Origin of the sequence: Okeania sp. SIO2F4, from assembly GCF_010672385.1 — a bacterium.
Classification (GTDB): Bacteria; Cyanobacteriota; Cyanobacteriia; order Cyanobacteriales; family Microcoleaceae; genus Trichodesmium.
Genome location: NZ_JAAHGT010000912.1, coordinates 1 through 3,893, shown reverse-complemented (window position 1 = coordinate 3,893; position 3,893 = coordinate 1). Strand labels below are relative to the sequence as shown.

Sequence of the window (3,893 nt, the reverse complement as noted above, 5' to 3'; positions counted from 1 at the left end):
TGGTAGTATAGCTCTCAGCCCTATCTACAGTTCGGGCTGAGAGCTATACTACGAACTTTAATTATAATAACTATTTAACCGAACATAATATAAGCTGTTGTATCTCTAGATTCTATATTCCCTATTCCCTTTGACAAAAATTGAATATATAGTCTCAATGCTAAACACCTTAGCTGTTAGCGTTAGCTCCTCTGAAAGAGGCTAGCTGAAGTCTGAATGCTTACGTTAAAAATTAAAAGTTAGATTTTATAGCCTCAAAACTTTGACGCTAGAGTAATTTAAAGTTTTCAACTATTTATAACATTCTTTTTTAAAATCTGTAGAATAGGGAATAGGGGGGTATAAAAAACTATTTTATTATTATCAAAACTCAAGTTTTACCTAACTATAAAAAATCAATTTTGCCAATCCATTTATATCTACTACCTATAGAATATTCATATTGACATCCTCCCGACGCTGACCTGCAACTGCAGCGCGGGATTCCCGTCCATCATTCAAACAGCACAGAGCTGAACAAATGACTCAGGGTGGGTTGACACATCACTGGAAAATGCTGGATTGCCAGTAATCACGCTTCCTCCGTGTCCGATAAATAATCGACCAGTGCCCATCGGCGACTTCATTGAAAAGTGATAGTTGAATTGGGTTTTCTTTTGCTTTAGTTTCAACCTTGGTTTTTGGTTGAACGATTTCTAAAATATTAATGGCAGCGTTTATATCACGATCGTGAAATGCACCACAATTCAAACAAGTCCATTCTCTTACATTTAATTCTTTCTTGCCACCTTTAAAACCACAATTGGAACAATGCATGAGAAGTAGGTTCCCACCTAGAAATAGTTCTAAATTCTTTACCATATTTCTCACACTTACCCTCAGTTAAAGTTCTAAACTGTCTCCAACATAAATCCCTAATTGCTTTAGCCAACTTGCGGTTTTTAACCATCCCAGAAACATTCAAGTCTTCTAAAACAATTGTGTCGTATTTTTTGACTAGATAGGTTGATGATTTGTGCAGAAAATCAGTTCTAATATCTTTGATTTTAGCATGAAGTTTAGCTACTCTTAATCTATGTTTTTCACAACGCTTACTCCCTTTTTCTTTCTTAGCAAATTGACGTTAAAATTTAGCTAACTTTTTGAGGTTGTTCTTAAGAGGTTTTGGAGCATTAATTTTATCTCCATTACTCAAAGTTGCAAAAGTAGAAATTCCCAAATCAATGCCTATTGAATTGTCAGTTTTAGCTAAAGGCTCAGACTTAGTATCTACTACAAAACTAGCAATGCTAGGACGATTTGCTGAATCTTTGATTATTGTCAAAGAAGTAGGCTCACTCGGTAACTCTCTAGACCAAACTATTTTAATCTTGCCTACTTTTGGTAAGTAAATTTTATCCGCTCCAATCTTGTAGTTTTCCCCAACAAATCTTGGAGTTTGTCTAGATTTTCTCAACTTGAATTTTGGTGGTTTAACTTTAATGCTTTTTCGTTTACCTTTGCAACTATCAAAGAAGTTTTTATATGCTTTGTCTAAATCTTTGAGAGATTGTTGTAATGGAGTAGATGCAACTTCCTTTAACCAAGTCAGTTCTTGCTTGGCCTGAGTTATAAATTGTTTAGTCAAGTCCACATAGCTAGGTTTTCTTTGGCCGTTAGAATATAGTTGGTTACAATGTGAATCGCGTACTATTCCAAACGTATCTACAACAACCAAATAGTTGATTTAATTTGGTTATTTGGACATGATTAGGATAGATGCGGTACTTGTATCTGGACTTCAATGTTTTGGCCTCTTACTTTTCATATCACACAACAAAACATTAAGTAATTTTATTATAGTATAGGTTGGCATTCCCATACGACGCTCCCTTACAGGAGAGCGTCGTATGGGAATGCCAACATTAGATAAAACTGATATTGGTCAATCAAAATATACTCTTTAAAATCGGGAATTGAGCGATAAATTTTAAACTTTTCACCACGGTCATAATTTGCTGTTGATTTTGATAATACTTCAACAATTATTGAGGGATTAGTAACTGTATTATTGCGATTTTGATAATAAGATGGTTGACCTTCAATTATCATTAAGTCGGGATAGGTATATAAATTATAATCGGGTATCGACAAGGTTATATCACTGATAAATACACGATAATTTTTACTTTTTAAAGCTAACTTTAAGTAAGCACAAAAATTACTGGCAATTTCGTTATGATTAGTAGTTCCACCTGTCATTGGTATAATTTCTCCATTTCTATATTCATGTTGATTTTCAGCAGTTTCCTCTAATAAAAAATATTCTTCAGGAATATATATTTTATTTTCTGTTTGAACTTGCATATTTTTCTCCAAGAGTATTGTTATCTACAGCAGGTTATAAGTATATGAAGTACAAATACTTTTCCACAATTGTCAATTATTAATTATAGGGTTTCTCAGGGTACGGAGGTACACCTATCTTTATTTCTATTCTATTCCCTATTCCCTATTCCCTATTCCCTAATACCATTTCTCAAAAAGAATGCTATACCCGATCGCGTGGGGAAGTGTGGTCCGTGTGGTCCGTGTTGGGAGGTAGGGACGTTGCACAGGCAAAAATGCGTTTCATGTCGCGCAGCTAAACGTCCGTACAACATAAGAATAATAAACATTAACTGGGCTATTTTTAGCAAAAAAGTGATTAGATATGTATTAATTACTTAATAACTGAAGTGCGACTTAAGTATAGCAATGCTTTTGGGAATTGGTATAAAACAAACGAATGCGCGTACCTTACCAGTATGGGAATTGCTATATAAATTATTCAGAAATAAAATCTTTGTAGTGCGGGTATCTTGACCGCTCAAGGTGTACCTCACTGATATAAAATCTGCTCTAATAGAATCTTGATTGAGGTTGATCGTAGTTATAATGATAGAGGTTTGGAGGTTAAACCCCTTTTCTCTAATCTCTTTTTTTAGATTGACAGCAGATTTCAGATTAATGTGGTACAACTAATATTTTTTGCTTGTTATATAGAAGCCATTTGGTATCTTTGCAAAGGTGCGGGTTTTTGCCAAAGGAGACAGGAGTCAGGAGATCGACAATATAGAATAGGGAAAAAGGTAGAAAAGTAGCCCCATATTCACCATCTCCCCATCTCCCCATTCCCCCATCTCCCCACCTAAATTTTATAGATCCCAAATGGGTTCTATAGAATCCGGTTATATAATATATGTTGATAATTCTATAATTACTTCAATCCTTCAAACCCCCCATCTTCCCATCTCCCCTACTCCCTAAAGGGAAAATCAAAATTGATTTGAAGTAATTATTACCCTAGGTTCAGCAAGATATAAGTCAGTACGATAAACGAAATAAACTAAACCTTTTTTATCCACCCATCGCTCATATAATATCTTTAAATTTTTCGTAATCTCTTCCCGTTCATAACCCTTATTTGGCACAGATGAAGAACTCATAATTCGACCTATTAGTCCGGATAAATCTAACTCTTGGCGATGAGCAAATACTGAATGTCTAAAATTAATAAAATGCGGACTTTCTTCTAAAGATGTAATCGAAACATGACGCTTCTTTTTTGCTAGTGGATGAAGTTTAGATATCTGCTTCATTAAATTACTATTTTCTTGAGTAAATCCATCTTCTTTATTCCAGTTATTTCTGACAATAGCTAATCTACCAGATGGTTTTAAAATCCTATGAAATTCTTGTAGGGTAGGTTCCAAGTTAAACCAATGAAAAGCATGAAAACAAGTTCTGTTTATCAAGAAATGTTAAGTCAAGGATTGATATCCCAGAGCGATCGCTCAAACTAAATGTGGACGTTCTAGCTTTGATGTGCAAAAAAAAGAGCGACCCAATTGGTAATTCCTATATCGTGCGCG

The 3,893-nt window shown here is 34.6% G+C and carries 4 protein-coding genes and 1 pseudogene; all 5 read right to left on the bottom strand.

Annotated features, from left to right (window positions below; translation table 11 throughout):
* Positions 1–543 precede the first annotated feature (543 nt).
* The 5 genes and pseudogenes from F6K22_RS34865 to F6K22_RS34845 all read right to left on the bottom strand — a co-directional run bounded on the left by F6K22_RS34865 (position 544) and on the right by F6K22_RS34845 (position 3,776).
* Positions 544–861 (bottom strand): zinc ribbon domain-containing protein, encoded by a 318-nt coding sequence (locus F6K22_RS34865; RefSeq protein ID WP_293108999.1) that lies wholly within the window; start codon positions 859–861, stop codon positions 544–546.
* Positions 791–1,627: pseudogene (locus F6K22_RS34860) on the bottom strand (RNA-guided endonuclease InsQ/TnpB family protein). The gene F6K22_RS34865 and the pseudogene F6K22_RS34860 overlap by 71 nt, the downstream one beginning before the upstream one ends.
* A 43-nt stretch (positions 1,628–1,670) precedes the next feature.
* A complete protein-coding gene (locus tag F6K22_RS34855; protein ID WP_293108996.1) occupies positions 1,671–1,784 on the bottom strand; it encodes a helix-turn-helix domain-containing protein in 114 nt (37 codons plus the stop codon).
* 88 nt (positions 1,785–1,872) lie between these two features.
* Complete coding sequence (locus tag F6K22_RS34850) at positions 1,873–2,346, bottom strand: Uma2 family endonuclease (protein WP_293108994.1); 474 nt, start codon at positions 2,344–2,346, stop codon at positions 1,873–1,875.
* A 950-nt stretch (positions 2,347–3,296) separates the two neighbouring features.
* Positions 3,297–3,776 carry a class I SAM-dependent methyltransferase gene (locus F6K22_RS34845; RefSeq protein WP_293108991.1) on the bottom strand — a complete coding sequence of 160 codons (480 nt, stop codon included), beginning with the start codon at positions 3,774–3,776 and terminating at the stop codon, positions 3,297–3,299.
* Positions 3,777–3,893 lie beyond the last annotated feature (117 nt).

Excerpts from the sequence above, each read along its gene's own strand:
- F6K22_RS34865 (WP_293108999.1), bottom strand. The coding sequence starts at position 861 with ATGGTAAAGAATTTAGAACTATTTCTAGGTGGGAACCTACTTCTCATG.
- F6K22_RS34850 (WP_293108994.1), bottom strand. The coding sequence starts at position 2,346 with ATGCAAGTTCAAACAGAAAATAAAATATATATTCCTGAAGAATATTTT.